The 18,694-nt window shown below is 75.0% G+C and carries 1 protein-coding gene; it reads left to right on the top strand.

The features are described from left to right. Positions 1 to 66 precede the first annotated feature (66 nt). Positions 67 to 18,693, top strand: a complete 18,627-nt coding sequence (locus AB6L24_RS14575) for a non-ribosomal peptide synthase/polyketide synthase (protein ID WP_405655596.1) — start codon at positions 67 to 69, stop codon at positions 18,691 to 18,693. Position 18,694 lies beyond the last annotated feature (1 nt).

An 18,694-nucleotide genomic window follows, 5' to 3' on the forward strand; every position in this document is an offset into this window, starting at 1 on the left:
CCGTCAGACCGGCCGCGGAGCGCCCCCACGCCCGCGCACTGTGCCCTGCCCTGAAGGACAGTCCCCATGACGGACGCGCATGACAAGCCCACCACCGCTACGTTCCGGCCGGGGCCCGTCGGCCCCGCGACGGCCACCGGGTCCACCGGTGCCGACGGAGCCGTCGCGGTGCCGTACCCGACGCTCGACGAGCTGTTCGACGCGTGGGCAACCCGCACACCCGAGGCGCCCGCGCTCACTGACGGGCGGCGGACCTGGACCTTCCGGGAACTGGCGGTGCGGGCCGGGCGGCTCGCGGCCGACCTCGTACGCCGTGGCGCGGCACCCGACCGGACGGTGGCCCTCGTGCTGCCGCGGTCGATGGAACTCGTCGCGGCGGAGCTGGCGGTGGCATGTGCAGGCGCCGCGTTCCTGCCCGTGGACCCCGACTACCCCGCCGAGCGGCGCGCGTTGATGCTCGCCGACGCCGCCCCCGCCGTCGTCCTCGACGACCTGCTCCACGTCCGCGCCATCCTGAACGACCCCGCGTACGACACCGTCGACGCACCCGCGACCGGACTCGTCGGCGCCGACCACGCGGCGTACGTCATCTACACCTCCGGATCCACCGGCACTCCCAAGGGCGTCACCGTCACCCACCGCGGCCTCGGCGGCTTCGTCGCGGGCTGCGCCGAGCGGTACGCCGTGCGGCCCGGCGACCGCGTGCTCCAGTTCTCCTCGCCGAGCTTCGACGCCTCCGTCCTGGAGCTGTGCTCGTCCGTCCTGTCCGGCGCCACCCTCGTGGTGCCGCCCGACGGCCCGTGGCTCGGCGACGAACTCGCCGCCGTCCTCGACGAGCACCGCATCACCCACGCCCTGGTCCCGCCCGCCGCCCTCGCCACCCTGCCGGCCCCCGGGGACAACGGCGTCGCACGCCACCTGCGCACCCTGATCGTCGGCGCCGAAGCCTGCCCCCCGGCCCTCGTCGACCGCTGGGCCCCCGGCCGCCGGATGATCAACTCGTACGGGCCCACCGAGGCCACCGTCGTCGCCTCCTGGACCGGGCCGCTGGCCGCGGGCAGCGGCACCCCCACCATCGGCTCGCCCCTGACCGGCACCCGGGTGCACGTCCTCGACGAGATGCTGCGCCCGGTCCCGCCCGGCACCGCCGGTGAACTGTACGTCGGCGGCGCCGGAGTGGCCCGCGGCTACCACGGCCGCCCCGGCCTGACCTCCACCCGCTTCGTCGCCAGCCCCTTCGGCCCGCCCGGCAGCCGCCTCTACCGCACCGGCGACCGGGCCCGATGGACCGAAGGCGGCGAGCTGGAATTCCTGGGCCGGGTCGACCGGCAGGTCAAAGTCCGCGGCTACCGCATAGAGCCCGGCGAGGTCGAGGCGGCGCTGCTGACCCACCCCGGAGTGCGCGAGGCCGTCGTCGTGGCCCGCGAGGACGAACCGGGACGCCGCCGCCTCGTCGGCTACGTGACCCCCACCGACCCCGCCCGGACCCCGGACCCCGGCGCGCTGCGCGCCACCGCGACCGCCGCCCTGCCCGCGCACATGGTCCCCGCCGCCCTCGTCGTCCTCGACGAACTGCCCCTGACCTCCCACCACAAGGTCGACCTCCAGGCCCTGCCCGCCCCCGCCCGCAGCGCCGCAGCGGGCGGCACCCGGCCGAGCACCCCCGCCGAGAGCGCCCTCGCCGCCGTCTGGGCCGACGTGCTCGGCGTCGACGACGTCATGGCGGACGACGACTTCCTCGCCCTCGGCGGCGACTCGATCCTCGCCGTCCGCGTCCTGGCCCGGATCCGCGACGACCTCGGCGTCCGCCTCTCCGTACGGGACCTGTTCACCGCCCGCACCGTCGCCGCCCTCGCGCCGCTGCTCAGCGACCCGGCCGTCGCCGCGCCCGCCGACCCGATGCGGCCCGCCCCGCGCGACCGCCCGCTGCCGCTGTCCCGCGCGCAGCGCCGCCTCTGGTTCCTCGACGACCTCAGCGACGGCGGCACCGAGTACAACACCGGCCTGGCGCTGCGGCTGCGCGGAGCGCCGGACACAGCGGCGCTGCGCCGCGCCCTGGACCGGCTCTCCGCCCGCCACGACTCCTTGCGCACCACATTTGCCACCGTCGACCGGCAGGGCGTCCAGTGCGTGAGCGGTCGCGCCGAACTGCCGCTGCGCACCGCCGACGTGAGCCACCTGCCCGCCGAGGCCGCCGACGTTCTCCTCACCGAGGAACTGGAGCGTCCCTTCGACCTGGCGGCGGGCCCGCTCACCCGGGCGCTGCTCGTCCGCCGCGCAGCCGACGACCACCTGCTGCTTCTGGCCCAGCACCACATCGTCACCGACGGCTGGTCCGTGGGTGTCCTCGCCCGAGACCTGGTCGCCCTGTACGACGCGGAGGTGACGGGCGCGCCGGACGGCCTGCCCGCGCCCGGCGTGCAGTACCCGGACTTCGCCGTGTGGGAGCACGAGGGCCGCGACGACGCCGACGACGTCGAGGACCTGGCCTACTGGAAGCGGCATCTGACGGGACTTCAGCAGCTGGAGCTGCCCACCGACCGGCCCCGGCCCGCCGTGCGCACCACCGCGGGCGCGGGCCACCGGCACCGGATTCCCGCGGAACTCGTCGCCCGCCTGCGGCACTTCGCCGCGGTCCGCGGCACGACCGCGTTCACGCTGTTCGCCGGGGCCGCCGCCGTGCTGTTCTCGCGGTACTCCGGGCAGCGCGACGTGGCCTTCGGCACCGTCACCAACGGCCGCGTGCGCAGCGACCTGGAGGACGTCACCGGGTTCTTCGCCAACACCGTGGTGCTGCGCGCCGACGTGGACGACACCGTCACCGTCGACCGGTTCGTGGAGCACATGCGCGCCACCGTCCTGGACGCCTTCGCCCACGAGGGGGTGCCCTTCGACCGCGTCGTCGAGGAACTGGCGCCGCCCCGGGACCCCAGCCGCACGCCACTGGTGCAGGCGCTCGTGGTGCAGCAGACGGCCCCGGACCACCCCAGGGAGGCGGGCGGCATGCGGATCGAGGAGCATCCGCTGCCGCGCCCCGCCTCCCGCTTCGACCTCGTCCTGGAGTTCGCGCCGCGCCCCGACGGCGACCACGAGCTGACCGTCGAGTTCAACACCGACCTCTTCGACGTCGGCACGGTCACCCGGATGAGCCGTCATCTTCACCGCTTGCTCGACGCGATGGCCGACGGCCCGCACTGCACCCTCGCCGAGTTGCCCCTCCTCCTGGACGACGAGCGGCGCACCCTCCTGGACGTCTGGAACCCGCCCGCGCGCACCGGGCACGACCCCGCCGACAGCACCTTGCCGGTGCTCTTCGAGGCCCAGGCCGCCCTCACCCCTGACCGGACCGCCGTGGTCTGCGGCGACACCCGCCTCGACTACGCGGAGGTGAACCGGCGGGCCAACCGGATCGCCCGGCGGCTCGTCGCCCGCGGCGCCGGACCCGAGACGCTGGTCGCGCTGTGCCTGCCGCGCTCAGCCGATCTCCTCCCCGCCCTGTGGGGCGTTCTGAAGTCCGGCGCGGGCTACCTGCCCGTGGACCCCGGCTACCCCGCCGAACGCGTCCGCTTCATGCTCGCCGACGCCGCCCCCGCCCTCGTGGTCGCCACTCGCGACACCGCGGGTGCGCTGCCCGCGGGCTGCGCACCCCTCCTCCTGGAGGACTGCCTGGCCGACGGCGCCGACCTGCCCGGGGACACGGACCTCACTGCGGCGGACCTGGCCGGCCCGCTGCTGCCCGACCACCCCGCGTACGTCATCTACACCTCGGGCTCGACCGGCCGCCCCAAGGGCGTCGTGGTCGCCCACCGCAGTGTCGTGGCCCTCGCCGCATGGGCCCGCGACCAGTTCGGGGCCGAGCGGCTCGCCCACGTCGTCGCCTCGACGTCGCTCAACTTCGACGTGTCGGTGTTCGAGCTGCTGTGCCCGCTGCTCGCCGGGGGCGGCGTCGAGGTCGTCGCCGACCTGGCGGCCCTCGCCGACGCGCCCGCGCGGCGCCGCGCCGGACTCGTCAGCGGCGTGCCGTCCGTGGTCGCGCGGCTGCTCACCGACGACGGTGCCGCGGTCGCCCCGGAGTCCCTGGTCCTGGCCGGTGAGGCACTGCCCGCGCAGACCGTACGCGACCTGCGGCGCGCCATGCCGTCCTGCGCCGTCGCCAACATCTACGGGCCGACCGAGGCCACCGTCTACGCCACCGCCTGGTTCGCCGACGGCGCGGCGCTCGACCAGGCCCCGCCCATCGGCCGGCCCGTGGGCCGCACCCGCGCCTACGTCCTCGACCACCTGCTCCGCCCGCAGCCCCCGGGCGTGACCGGCGAGCTGTACCTCGGCGGCGGCGGACTCGCCCGCGGCTATCTGCGCCGCCCCGCCCTGAGCGCCGCCCGCTTCGTCGCCGACCCGTTCGGCGCGCCCGGGGACCGCATGTACCGCACCGGGGACCTGGTGCGGTGGACCCGGTCCGGTGAACTGGAGTACCTGGGCCGCACCGACCAGCAGGTCAAGGTGCGCGGCTTCCGTATCGAACTCGGCGAGGTCGAGGAGGCGCTGCTGCGCTGCGACGGCGTCGCGCAGGCAGCCGCCGCCGCCCGCGAGAGCGACGGCCACCGGCGCCTCGTCGGCTACGTCGTCCCGGCGCCGGGCGCGCGGGTGGAGCCGGAGGCGGTGCGCCGGACGCTCGCCCGCACCCTGCCCGACTACCTGGTGCCCGCCGTCGTCGTCGGCCTGGACGCGCTGCCCCTGAACCCCAACGGCAAGCTGGACCGCGACCGGCTCCCCGAGCCGGGCCCCGCCGGGACCACCGCCCGGCACGTGGCGCCGCGCACGCCCACCGAGCGGACCCTCGCCGGGATCTGGGCGGACGTCCTGCACGTCGAGCGCGTCGGCGTCGACGACAACTTCTTCGCCCTCGGCGGCGACTCCATCCTCAGCATCCAGGTCGTCGCCCAGGCCCGGCAGGCCGGTCTGACCGTCACCTCCCGCGACGTCTACCGGCACCAGACGGTCGCCGCCCTCGCCCGCCACGCGGACGCCGCGGGCACCCACCGGCCCGCCGCCCCGGCCCCCGTGGCCGCCACCGGACCGGCGCCGCTCACGCCCATCCAGCGGTGGCTGTTCGACAGCGCCGCCGCACGTGCCGGGCACTTCGCGCAGACCCTGTCGGCGGAGCTGTCCGGAGCGGTCGACGCCGCTGCCCTCGAGGACGCCCTCAACGACCTCGTCGCCCACCACGACGCCCTGCGCTCCCGCTTCACCGACGCCGACGGCACCGAGGACGCCGCCGCGGACGACGACACGGGGACGTCCGGGGCGCGGTGGCACATCGACGACCGCACTCCGCGGCTGCGCCTCGCGCACCACTCCGGACCCGACACCGACGCCCCCCACCTGGGCCCCTTCGACCTGCGCCACGGCCCGCTGCTCCGCGCCGTCCTGCACGAGCGGGGTGCCGACCGGCGGCCCGTCCTGCACCTGGCCGTGCACCACCTCGTCGTCGACGGCGTGTCCTGGCGCGTCCTGCTCGACGACCTCGACCGGGCGTACCGCGCCCGCCGCGAGGGCCGCGACGGAGCGGCGGCACTGCCCGCCAAGTCCGCGCCGCTGCGCCAGTGGGCGCGGCGCCTCGCCGCGCACGCGGCCGACGGCGGCTTCGACGACGAGACGGCGTACTGGAAGCAGGCCCTCGCGGGCGCCGAGCCGGACCTGCCGACCGATCTGACGACCGAGGGCGCGGCGGACGGCGCGGGCGCGGACACCTACGCCTCCGCGCGCTCCGTGACCGTACGCCTCACCCCCGAGGACACCGCCGTCCTGCTCCGCACCCTGCCCGACACGTACCGCACCCGTGTCAACGACGTGCTCCTGAGCGCCCTCGGCCGGGTGCTGTGCGCGTGGACCGGCCACGAGCGGGTCCTGGTCGACGTCGAGGGCCACGGCCGCGAGGAGCTGTTCGCCGACGTCGACATCAGCCGGACCGTCGGCTGGTTCACCACCCGCCACCCCGTCGCGCTCGCCGTCCCGCGGGACGCCGACTGGGACGCCGTCCTGAAGCAGGTCAAGGAGCAGCTGCGGGCGGTGCCCCGGCACGGCCTGGGCCACGACGCGCTGCGCCACCTTGCCCGGCCCGGCGCTCTGCCCGCGACGCCCGCCGCACAGGTCAGCTTCAACTACCTGGGCCGGTTCGGGCTGCCCGACACCCCCGACGGCCTCTACGGCGGCGCGTGCCGCCCCCTCGAACTGGACGCCGACCCGCTTTCCGCCCGCCCCCACCCCCTGGAGGTCGTGGGCCAACTGGACGGCGACGTTCTGGAGTTCACCTGGTTCTACTCCGCCGCCCGGCACCGGGAGGCGACCGTCACCGGCCTGGCCGAGCGGTTCGCGGACGCCCTCGCCGGGATAGCCCGGCACGCGGCCCGGCTCGGCACCGGCGGGCGCACCCCGTCCGACTTCCCGCTGGCGCCGCTCGACCAGGCGGCCGTGGACCGGATCGTCGCGAGCGCCGGGGGCGACCCCGGCGCCGTCGAGGACGTGCACCCGCTCACGCCCACCCAGGCAGGGATGCTCTTCCACGGCCTGTCGCAGGACGACCGGAGCGTGTACTTCCAGCAGCTGTCGTTCGTCCTCGACGGCGTGCCCGACCCCGCCGCGCTTGCGGCGGCCTGGCAGCGCGTCACGGACCACACCCCGGTGCTGCGGTCCTGCGCGGTGTGGCAGGACGTGCCCGAACCGCTCCTCGTGGTGCGGCACCAGGCGCCCGTGCCGGTCACGCACCTGGACTGGCGCGCACTCGCCGAGGACGAACGGGAACGGCGGCTGCGGGACCTCCTCGACCGGGACCGCGGGCGGGGCGTCGACCTGGCGGGCGCGCCGCTCCAGCGCCTGGTCCTGGTCCGGCTCTCCGACAGCGCCGTCCGCGTGGTGTGGTCCTTCCACCACCTGATCCTGGACGGCTGGAGCCTCTTCCAGGTCCTCTCCGACGTGTTCGCCTGCCACGCGCGGCCGTCGGGCCCCGAGGGCGAGGGCGCCCCGCTGCCCGAGCGGCGCCCCTTCCGCGACTACGTGGCCTGGCTGCGCGACCGGGACTGGGACGAGGCCGAACAGCACTGGCGCGACCGCCTCTCCGGCCTGACCGCGACGACCGCGCTGCCCTACGACCGCGAACCGCGCGAGACCCACCGCGCGGAGTCCACCGCGGCGGTCCGCGTCACGGTGCCGCAGGCCACGACACGGGCTCTGGAGGACCTCGCCAGGACGGCGGGACTGACCCTCAACACCCTGGTGCAGGGCGCCTGGGCGCTGCTCCTGGCCCGTCAGGCGGGCCGGGACGAGGCCGTCTTCGGCACCACCGTCTCCGGCCGCCCGCCGGAGCTGCCGGGCGCCGAGACCATGACCGGCCTGTTCATCACGACCCTGCCCACCCGGGTCACCGTGCCCCGCGACGGCACCCTCCGCGACTGGCTCGCCGCGCTCCAGCAGGAGCAGAGCGAGGACCGCCGCTTCGACTACGTGCCGCTCACCCGCATGAAGGGCTTCACCGGACTTCCCGAGCGGGGCGCCCTGTTCGACAGCATCGTCGTCTTCGAGAACTATCCCGTCGACGACGACCTCGCCGCCGCCCACGGCCTCCGGCTCAGCGGCCTCGACGGCATCGAGACCACCAACTACCCGCTCAGCCTGGTCGCCTACCCGGGCGCCGAACTCGCGTTGCGCCTCGGCTACGACCCCGACCTGTTCGACGCCGCCACGGCCGCACGGATGGCCGAGTACCTCACGGTGCTGCTCGAAGGCATCGCCGCCGGGCCCGAGGAGCCGCCCGCGCGGCTGCCGCTGCTCACCCCCGCCCGCCGCCGCCAGGTGGTCCAGGAGTGGAACGCCACCGCGACCGACACGCCCGAGGCGTCCGTCGCCGAGCTGTGGACCGCGCAGGTCGGGCGCACCCCCGACGCCGTCGCCCTGGAAGCGGGCGACGACCGGCTCACCTACCGGGACCTCGACACCCGGGCCGCGGCGCTCGCCGCCCGCCTGACCGCCCACGGCGTCACGGCGGAGACGCCGGTCGGCGTCCTCATGGACCGCTGCGTCACCCTCGTCGTCATCCAGCTCGCCCTCGCCCGGACCGGAGGCGTCTACGTCCCCCTGGACGGGCGGGCCCCGGCCGAGCGGCTGCGGCGGATGCTCACCGAGGCGGGCGCGGAGCTGCTCCTGACCGACGCGGCTTGGGAGGAGACGGCGCGGGACGCGCTGCCCGACGGGGCCGTGTTGCGGGCCGACCGCGCGACGGGCGGGCCCCCGGCGGTGCACCCCGACACGTCGGCCGTGACCCGGACGGTGCACCCCGACACCGTCCAGTACGTGATGTTCACCTCCGGCTCCACCGGCACCCCCAAGGGCGTCGCCGTACGCCACCGGGACGTCGCCGCCCTCGCCCGTGACCGCGCCTTCGCCGGGCACGACCGCGTCCTCGTGCACTCCCCGCACGCCTTCGACGCCTCCACGTACGAGCTGTGGGTGCCGCTGCTGCGCGGCGGCACCGCCGTCCTCGCCCCACCCGGGGACGTCGACGCCGCCGTCGTCCGGCACGCCGTCGGCGAGCGAGGCGTACGCCACCTGTGGCTCACCGCGGGCCTGTTCCGCCTCCTCGCCCAGGAGGACCCGACGTGCCTGCGCGGCGCGTACGAGGTGTGGACCGGCGGCGAGGCCGTGCCCGGCGCCGTGGTGCGCCGCGTCCTCGATGCCTGCCCCGGCCTGACCGTCGTCGACGGCTACGGGCCCACCGAGACCACCACCTTCGCGACCCGGCGCGCCTACCGCGCCGGTGACGAGCTGTCCGCGGTCCTGCCCATAGGACGGCCCCTGGACAACACCCGCGTGTACGTCCTCGACGACACCCTCCAGCCCCAACCACCCGGCGTCCCCGGTGAGTTGTACATCGCCGGGGCCGGGCTCGCCCGCGGCTACGCGGGGGAGCCAGGGGCGACTGCGGCCCGCTACGTCGCCGACCCGTTCGGCCCGCCCGGCGGACGCATGTACCGCACCGGCGACGTCGTGCGCTGGAGCGGCGACGGCGAACTGCACTTCGTGGGCCGCGCGGACGACCAGATCAAGCTGCGCGGGTTCCGCGTGGAGCCCGCCGAGATCGAGGCCAGGCTCACCGCGCACGCGGGTGTCGCCGAGGCCGTCGTGTCCCTGTGCGAGCACGCCGGGCGCAAGCGTCTCGCCGCCCACCTCGTCCCCGTACCCGGGGCGGGAGCGCCGACGGCGACGGAGCTGCGCGCGCACGTGGCCGCCGAACTCCCCGACTACATGGTGCCCGCCGCCTTCGTCACGGTGCCCGAGCTGCCGCTGACCGCCAACGGCAAGGTCGACCGGGGCAGGCTGCCCGCGCCGGACTGGTCGACGGCCGGCGACACCGCGTACCGCCCGCCCCGTACCGAGGCCGAACGCGTCCTCAGCGGCATCTGGGCGGACGTCCTCGGCGTGGACCGGGTCGGTGCCGACGACAACTTCTTCATGCTGGGCGGCGACTCGATCCTCAGCATCCAGGTCGTCTCGCGCGCCCGCGCCGCCGGGCTCGGGCTCACCCCGCGCGACCTGTTCCGCCACCCCACGGTCGCCGCGCTCGCCGCCGCCACCGGCACGGCCGCGCCCGTCGCCGGAACGGGACCCGTGACCGGCGACGTCCCGCTCACCCCCGTACAGCACTGGTTCCTCGACCCCGGGCCGAGCCGCCCCGAGTACTTCGACCAGGCCCTCGTCGTCGAGACCGACCCGGACGTCGACGCGGACGCCCTGCGCCGCGCCCTCGCGGCCCTGTGGGTCCACCACGACGCCCTGCGCGCCCGGTTCGCCCAGGCCGCCGACGGCACCTGGCACCAGCACTGCCCCGGCCCCGACGAAGCCGCACGCGACCTCCTCGAAGTGTGCGACCTGAACGGCCTGGAGCCCGCAGCCGCCGAAGCCGCCGAGGCCCGCGTGACCGCCGCCGCGCACGCCGCGTTCCGCCTCGCCACCGGACCCCTGCTGACCGCCCGCCTGTTCACCGGCCCCCGCCCGCGCCTGCTCCTGGTCGTCCACCACCTCGTCGTCGACGGCGTGTCCTGGCGCATCCTCCTGGAGGACCTCGACACCGCCTACGGGCAGGCACGGGCCGGTGCGCCCGTACGCCTCCCGGAGCGCACCACCTCCGTCAAGGAGTGGGCGCGTCGGCTGCACGCGCACACCGCGTCCGGCGGCTTCGCGGGCCAGCGCGCCCACTGGGAGGAGACCGCCCGGCACTGTGCCGCGCCGCTGCCCCTGGACACCGGGGCCGACGCGGACGCCACCACGATGGCCGACGTGCGCGCCGTCACCGTACGCCTGGACCGGCCGGGCACCGACGACCTGCTGCGCAAGGTGCCCGCCGTCTACCGCACCCGGATCGACGACGTCCTCCTGACCGCGCTCGGTCGCGCCGTCGCCGACTGGACCGGACGTGCCACCGTCGCCGTCGCGCTGGAGGGGCACGGCCGCGAGGACCAGCTCTTCGACGACGTCGACCTGTCCCGCACGGTCGGCTGGTTCACCAGCCTGTACCCCGTCGCCCTGGACGTGCCGGACGCCGACTGGGGGACCGCGCTCAAGTCGGTCAAGGAACAGCTGCGTGCCGTGCCGGACCGGGGCATCGGCCACGGCGCCCTGACCCGGCTCACCGGTGACGACCGGCCGGCCGCCGCTCCGGCCCCCGCCATCAGCTTCAACTACCTGGGCCGGTTCGACTGGTCGGCCGACCACGGTGGAGCGCTGGTGCGCGGCGTGCCCGGCGGCCTCGGCGGCGCCGACGCGCCCGACGCGGCCCGCCCGCACCTCCTCGACGTGATCGCCCGCGTCGAGGACGGCCAGTTGGAGATCACCTGGCACTACAGCCACACCCTGCACCACGAGGACACCGTCGCGCGCCTCGCCGACACCATGCTGACGGCGCTCACCGGGATCGTCGCCCACTGCTTGCGCCCGGACGCCGGGGGACGTACGCCCTCGGACTTCCCGCTGGCCCGCGTCGACCAGGCGGCCCTGGACCGCGTCGTCGGCGACGGCCGTACCGTCACCGACCTGTACCCGCTGACGCCGATGCAGGCGGGCATGCTGTTCCACAGCCTCATGGACCCCGACGCCCGCACGTACGTCAACCAGGTCCAGCTGGTGCTGTGCGGCGTCACCGACCCGCACGCCCTCGCCGAGGCGTGGCAGCACACCGCCGACGCCAACGCGGTGCTGCGCACCCGCCTGGTGTGGCAGGAGACCGCCGAACCGCTCCAGGCCGTCCAGGACCGGGCCACCGTGCCCATCACCCACCACGACTGGACCGGCTGGGACGCCGACCGGTGCGCCCGCGAGAACGAGCGGCTGCTCGCCGAGGACCGCGACGCGGGCATCGACCTCGGCACGGCCCCGCTGATGCGGCTCGCCCTGATCCGCCTGACACCGGACCGCGTACGGCTGGTGTGGACGTTCCACCACGTCCTCCTCGACGGGTGGAGCGCCGCCCAGGTCTTCGACGAGGTGTGCGAGCGGTACGCGGCCCGCACCGCCGGACGCCGCCCGGAGACCGCCCGCCGTGCCCCCTTCCGCGACTATCTGGACTGGCTGTCGCGGCAGGACACCGCGGGCGCCGAGCAGTACTGGCGCGAGGGCCTCGCCGGATTCACCGCGCCCACCGAACTCCCCAGGGACCGGCGGCCCGCCGAGGCCCACGGCACGTTCTCCTCGGGCTCCGTCCGCGCGACGCTCGACGCCGACGTGTCCGCCCGGCTGCGGGAGACGGCTCAGCGGTCCGGCCTGACCGTCAACACCCTCGTACAGGGCGCCTGGGCGCTGCTCCTGTCCCGGTACGGAGGCGGTGACGACGTCGTCTTCGGCACCACCGTCTCCGGCCGCCCCGCCGAGCTGCCCGGCGTCACCTCGATGGTCGGTGTGTTCATCAACACCCTGCCGACCCGGGTCCGGATCGACGGACACCGTGAACTCCTCGACTGGCTCCGGGAGGTGCAGGCCACGCAGTCGGAGTCCCGCAGGCACGACTTCGTGTCCCTGGCCCAGATCCAGACCTGGAGCGAGGTGCCCGGCGGCACCAACCTCTTCGACAGCATCGTGGTCTTCGAGAACTACCCCTTCGACGAGGGCGCCCTGGCCCGCCACGGCCTCGCCATCGAGCAGGAACGCGACGTGGAGCCGACCAACTACCCGCTGAACGTGGTGGTCGTCCCCGGCGAGACCCTGGCCGTCGTCCTGGACTACGACGCCCGCTTCTTCGACGACAGCACCGTCCGCACCCTGTCCACGCGGCTGCTGCACACCCTCGGCGTCCTCGCGGAAGCGCAGGACGGGACGTTGGTGGACGCGGTGGATGTGGTGGGGGAGGAGGAGCGGGAGCGGTTGCTGCGGGGGTCGGTGCGGCCCGAAGTCGTGCTGCCTGAGCCGGGGTTGTTGTCGGGGTTGGTGGAGGCGGCGGTGGATCGTGCGCCTGCGGCGGTTGCTTTGGTGGCGTCGGGGGTGGAGTGGTCGTTCGGGGAGGTGGAGACGCGGGCGAACCGGCTTGCGCACTGGTTGATCGGGCAGGGTGTGGGGCCCGGTGATCTGGTGGCGTTGGTGTTGCCGCGTTCGGTGGAGATGGTGCTCGCGCAGGTGGCGGTGGCGAAGGCCGGGGCCGCGTTCCTGCCCGTCGACCCGGGTTATCCGGCGGAGCGGGTGGCGTTCATGCTGGAGGACGCGGCGCCCGCCGTCACTCTGGACACGGAGCGCGTCGCCGTACTGCTGGGGGGCGCATCGGGCACGGCGCGTCGGCCGTCGGACGCTGATCGGGTACGGCCGCTGCGGGTGGATGATCCGGCGTACGTGATCTATACGTCGGGGTCCACGGGTACGCCCAAGGGTGTGGTGGTCACGCACCGCGGGTTGGCGGGCTTCTCGGCTGCCGAGGGTGCGCATTATCAAGTGGCGGCGGGTGACCGGGTGTTGGCGTTCGCTACGCCCAGTTTCGACGCGTCGGTGCTGGAGCTGTGCATGTCGCTGCCGCGGGGCGCCGCGCTGGTCGTTCCCCCGCCGGGTCCCCTGTTGGGTGAGGAGCTGGCGGAGGTGCTGCGGGCCGGGCGGATCACGCACACGTTGTTGCCTCCGGCGGCGTTGGCCACGCTGCCGCCGGAGACTCCGGGTTCGCTGCCGGATCTGAAGACGCTGACGGTGGGTGCCGATGCGTGCGGTCCGGATCTGGTGGCGCGGTGGGCGCCGCATCACCGTCTGGTCAACTCCTACGGGCCGACCGAGGCGACAGTGGTCGCGACGTGGTCGGATGCGCTGGTTGCAGATGGGGGTGCGCCGCCGATCGGGCGCCGGTTGCCGTCGACGGGTGCGTATGTGCTGGACGCGCGGTTGCGGCCGGTGCCGGACGGTGTGGCGGGCGAGTTGTGGCTCAGTGGCCCGACGCTCGCCCGTGGCTATCTGAACCGGCCCGCGCTGACGGCTTCCCGGTTCACCGCCGATCCGTTCGGCGCACCCGGTACTCGTATGTACCGCACGGGTGACCTCGTACGCCGTGACAGCCACGGCGAACTCCACTACCTCGGCCGCACCGACCACCAGGTGAAGGTACGGGGCTACCGCATCGAACTCGGTGAGCTGGAAGCCGCCCTGGCCGGACACCCGGACGTGGCCGCAGCCGCCGCCGCAGTGGTGGAGCGCGAGGGGCACCGCCGTCTCGTGGCGTACGCCGTGCCGCGCGGCACCGGCGCCGTGGACCCCGTCGCCCTGCGCGACTTCCTCGCCCGTACGCTGCCCGACCACCTCATCCCGGCCGTCGTCGTGCCGCTGGAACGGCTGCCGCTCGGCCCTTCCGGCAAGCTCGACCGGCGGGCACTGCCCGAACCGGTGTGGCCCGCCACGGCCGACGGCGGCACCGAAGCGCCGCGCACCGCCACCGAGAAGACGCTCGCCGCGATCTGGTCCGACGTCCTCGGCGTACCGGACGTCGGCCCGCGGGACAACTACTTCGCGCTCGGCGGCGACTCCATCCTCGGCATCCAGATCGTCGCCGCCGCCCGCCGCGCCGGGCTGGCGCTGACCCCGCGGCACCTGTTCCGGCACCAGACGGTCGCCGAACTGGCCGCCGCGGCCGAGGACCTGCCCGCCGCCACGGCCACGGCCGAACAGGGCGCCGTCGTCGGCGACGCCCCGCTCACCCCCGTACAGCACTGGCTGTTCGACACGCTCGCCGGTGACCCGGCGCACCTCACCCAGGCGGTCTCCTACCACCTGGCGGCCGACACCGACGAGACCGCGCTGCGGGCCGCCCTGGCCGCGGTCCAGGACCACCACGACGCGCTGCGGCTGCGGTTCCCGCCGGGCGGCGACGGACCGCGCCGCCAGCACGGCACGGCGGCCGGGACGCCGGTCCACCTGGACACGCACGACCTGCCGGGGGAGGTGCCGGGCGTCCTCGTCGACGACCTGTGCGCGGGCTTCGACCCGGCCACCGGCCCCCTCCTCAAGGCCGCGCTGTGCCGCTTCGACGACGGGCGGCGCCCCGTGCTGCTGCTCGCCGCCCACCACCTGGTCGTGGACGCCGTGTCCTGGCACCTGGTCCTGGAGGACCTCGACACCGCCTACCGGGCCGTACGCGCCGGGAACCGGCCGGACCTCGGGCCGAAGACGACCTCCTTCCAGGCGTGGGCCCACCGGCTCGCCGCGCACACCGGCGCCGGAGGCTTCGACGGCGAACTCGACCACTGGCGGCACGTCCCCGCGGACCACGCCCTGCCGACCGACCTGCCCGGGGCGAACACCGCCACGAGCGAGGAGTCGGTGACGGTCGCCCTCGACAGCGAGGAGACCCGGCAGCTCCTCCAGGACGTGCCGGACGTCTACCGCACCCGCGTCAACGACGTCCTGCTGTGCGCCCTGGGCCGCGTCCTCGCGCGCTGGACCGGACGGGACCGCGTGACCGTGACCCTCGAGGGCCACGGGCGCGAGGAACTCTTCGACGACGTCGACCTCTCCCGTACCGTCGGCTGGTTCACCAGCGTGTTCCCCGTCGCCCTCGACGTGCCCCGCGACGCGGACACCGGCACCGCGCTGAAGGCCGTCAAGGAGAGCCTGCGCGCCGTGCCGCACGGCGGCCTGGGCTACGGCGCCCTGCGCCATCTGCACCCCACCGCGGGCGCGGACCTGCCCGCGCTGCCACCGGTCTCCTTCAACTACCTCGGCCAGCAGGACCGGACCGTCGCGGGTGACCTGCTGCACGCCCCGTACGGGGAACTCGTCGGCGGCATGGACCTGGCCGCCGACCGCCCGAACCTGCTCGACGTCATCGGGCGCGTGACGGACAAGCGCCTGGAGTTCACCTGGTCGTACTCACGGGCCGTGCACCGGCGCGACACCGTCGCTCGGCTCGCCGCCGACATGGCCGACGAACTGCGGGCCGTCGCCCGGCACTGCGCCGCACCCGGCGCCGGCGGACGCACCCCGTCCGACTTCCCGCTGGCCCCGCTGGACCAGTCCGGCATCGACCGCGTCGTCGGCACCGGCCGCGACGTCGCCGACCTCTACCCGCTCACCCCCACCCAGGCCGGGATGGTCGTCCACGGCCTGGACGAGCCCGGCGAAGGGCTGTACGTCGAGCAGATCACCTTCGTCATGGACGGCGTGCCCGACACCCGCCCGCTGGCCGCCGCCTGGCAGCACGTCGTGGACCGCACCCCCGTCCTGCGCACCGACGTCGTCCTGGACGGGACACCCGTCCCGCTCCAGGCCGTACGCCGAGCCGTCACCGTGCCCGTCACCGAGCACGACTGGAGTGCCCTCGCCCCCGCCGCGCGCGAGGCGGAACTGGAACGCCTGCTCGCCGAGGACAAGGCCCGCGGCATCGACCTGGACCGCGCGCCACTGCTGCGCGTCGCCCTGATCCGGATCGCACCGGCCGAAGTACGGGTGGTGTGGACCTTCCACCACGCCCTTCTCGACGGGTGGAGCGTCTTCCACGTCCTCGGCGACGTCGTCGCCGCGCACACCGCGCTCGCCCGCGGCGAGGAGCCGCGGCTGCCGGAACGACGCCCGTTCGCGGACTACGTCGCCCTGCTCACCGCCCGCGACACCACCCAGGCGCAGGAGCACTGGACGGCCGCGCTGGCCGACCTCACCGCCCCGACGCCGCTGCCCTACGACCGCAGGCCCGCGCCGGGCGCCCCGGCCCGCTCCGGGACCTGGAGGGCGGAGTACCTGGACGAGGCCGAGACGCGGCAGCTGCAGGAGTTCGCGCGGCGGCACCGGCTCACCCTCAACACCGTGGTGCAGGGCGCGTGGGCGCTGCTCCTGTCGCGCTGGAGCGGCGAACGGGACGTGTGCTTCGGCACGACGGTCTCCGGCCGGCCCGCCGACCTGCCCGGCGCCGAGACCATCACCGGCCTGTTCATCACCACCCTGCCCGCCCGCGTCACCGTGGACGGCGCCGCCGACTGCGGCGCCTGGCTGCGCGGGACGCAGGCCGCACGGGCCGAGGACCGCCGCTTCGACCACGTACCGCTCACCGACCTGCACGCCGTGAGCGGAATGCCCGCCGGGACGCCGCTCTTCGAGAGCCTCCTCGTCTTCGAGAACTACCCCGTCGGCGACTCCACGGCGGGCGACCACGGCGTCCAAGTCCACGACCTCGACGCCCGCGAGGCCACCAACTACCCGCTGACCGTGGTGATGCTGCCGGGCGAAAGCCTGGGCGTCGTCCTCGGCTACGACTCCCGCTACTTCGACGAGGCGACGGCCCACTCGCTGTCGGTCCAGCTCCTCCATACGCTGCGCGCCCTGACCGCCGTACCGGACGGGACGCCGCTGGACGCGGTGGACACCCTGCCGGGGGAGGAGCGGGAGCGGTTGCTGCGGGGGCCGGTGCGGCCGGAACTCGCCGTGCCGGGGCCGGTGTTGCTTCCCGATCTGGTCGAGGCGGCGGTGGATCGTACGTCTGCGGAGGTGGCGTTGGTCGCGCCGGGCCGTGAGCTGTCCTTCGCGGACGTCGAGGCGTGTGCGAACCGGCTGGCGCACTGGCTGATCGGTCAGGACGTGGGGCCGGGTGATCTGGTGGCGCTGGTGCTGCCGCGTTCGGCCGACATGGTGCTCGCGCAGGTGGCGGTGGCGAAGGCGGGGGCGGCGTTCCTGCCGGTCGACCCGGGATATCCCGCCGAGCGGGTGGCGTTCATGCTGGAGGACGCCGGGACTGCGGTCACCCTTGACGAGGCCCGCGTCGCCGAGCTGCTCGCGGATGCTTCGGGCAGTGCGTCACGGCCGACGGACGCCGACCGGGTGCGGCCGTTGAGGGTGGATGATCCGGCGTACGTGATCTACACGTCGGGTTCGACCGGTACGCCCAAGGGTGTCGTGGTCACCCACCGGGGCCTGGCCGGATTCGCTGCGGCGGAGGCTGAGCACTATCAAGTGGCGCCCGGTGACCGGGTGTTGGCGTTCGCGACGCCCAGCTTCGACGCCTCCGTCCTGGAATTGTGCATGTCCCTGCCCCAAGGCGCCTGCCTGGTGGTGCCCTCGCCGGGTCCGCTCCTCGGCGCCGAACTGGCGGAGGTGCTGCGCGGGGAGCGCATCACGCATACGTTGCTGCCCCCGGCTGCGCTCGCCACCCTGCCGCCGGAGAGTCCTGGCACGCTGCCCGACCTGAAGACCCTCACGGTCGGCGCCGACGCCTGTGGCCCCGACCTGGTGGCCCGCTGGGCACCGCACCATCGGCTGATCAACTCCTATGGGCCCACCGAGGCGACGGTGGTGGCCACCTGGTCGGCGCCGTTGGTCCCGGACGGCAGCGCGCCTCCCATCGGTCGCCGACTGCCCTCCACCGGCACCTACGTCCTGGACGAGCGGCTGCGGCCGGTGCCCGACGGTGTGGCCGGCGAGCTGTGGCTGAGCGGTCCGTCCCTGGCGCGCGGCTATCTCAACCGCTCGGCGCTGACCGCCTCCCGGTTCACCGCCGATCCCTTCGGCGCACCCGGCACTCGTATGTACCGCACCGGCGACCTCGTACGCCGCGACGCGGACGGCGAACTCCACTACCTCGGCCGCACCGACCACCAGCTCAAGCTGCACGGCCACCGCATCGAAGCGGGCGAGGTCGAGGCGGTCCTGGCCCGCCACCCGGACGTCCTCGACGCCGTGGTGGGCGTGCGCGAGGACGAGCCGGGGCTGCCGCGTCTGGTCGCCCACGTGCTCGCCGCACCCGGCACGGAACCGCCCACGGCCGCCGAGCTGCGGGCGCTCGCCACGAGAGGGCTGCCCGGGCCCATGGTGCCCGCCGCGTTCGTCGTCCTCGACCGCTTCCCGCTGACCGAGAACGGCAAGACCGACCGGGCCGCGCTGCCCGCGCCGGTGCCCGGGCAGGAGGGGACGGCCGGGTACGTCGCTCCGCGCACCCCCACGGAGGAGGTGATGGCCGACCTGTGGGAGGAGGTCCTGCACACGAGCGTCGGCGTGGAGGACGACTACCTCACCGTCGGCGGCGACTCCCTGCGCGCCCTGCTCATCGCCTCACGGGCCAACGACGCCTTCGGCGTGGCCCTCACCCCCCGCGACGTCCTGGTCCACCGCACGGTCGCCGCCATGGCCGACCTGGTGGAGGAACAGGTGCTGCGCGAACTCGAAGACGCCGCACGCGACTTCAGCGACCACGACGACCGGTAAG

It is taken from the genome of Streptomyces sp. RK9, from assembly GCF_045070545.1.
GTDB classification, from domain to species: Bacteria; Actinomycetota; Actinomycetes; order Streptomycetales; family Streptomycetaceae; genus Streptomyces; species Streptomyces alboflavus.

Coding starts and splice junctions, on each gene's coding strand:
- AB6L24_RS14575 (WP_405655596.1), top strand. CDS start 67: ATGACGGACGCGCATGACAAGCCCACCACCGCTACGTTCCGGCCGGGG.